The sequence below is a fragment of the Rhodoplanes roseus genome, assembly GCF_003258865.1.
In the GTDB taxonomy this organism is placed as follows: Bacteria; Pseudomonadota; Alphaproteobacteria; order Rhizobiales; family Xanthobacteraceae; genus Rhodoplanes; species Rhodoplanes roseus.
The window spans coordinates 1-282 of the sequence record NZ_NPEX01000773.1; the positions used below are offsets into that span (position 1 = coordinate 1).

At 66.0% G+C, this 282-nt stretch carries 1 pseudogene; it reads left to right on the forward strand.

What is annotated here, in order from left to right:
* Positions 1 to 102: 102 nt before the first annotated feature.
* Positions 103 to 282 (forward strand): annotated as a pseudogene (locus tag CH341_RS33965) (4-diphosphocytidyl-2C-methyl-D-erythritol kinase); the annotation flags it as partial.

Below are 282 nucleotides of genomic sequence, written 5' to 3' on the forward strand. Positions count from 1 at the left end.
GAGAGGCTTCTTGAGAGCCATGAGCCGCCCCTGTCGGTGGCGGCGTTCCGCCCTTGCCGGGTCAGTCTCGTGGCGACATGCCTGCCATCGACGCAGGCGAAGATGCTCGACAAGACGCGACGGGTGCTCGAAGCCCGGCTCGAGAAAGCCGGTGCCAGCTTCACCGACGAGACGCGCGTCGCGCATGCGACCCAGGCGTTGGCGGAGGCATTGAGGGAGCCGGCATCGGAAGGTGCGGATATCATCGTCGTTTTCGGGGCGTCCGCGATCACCGATCAGAAC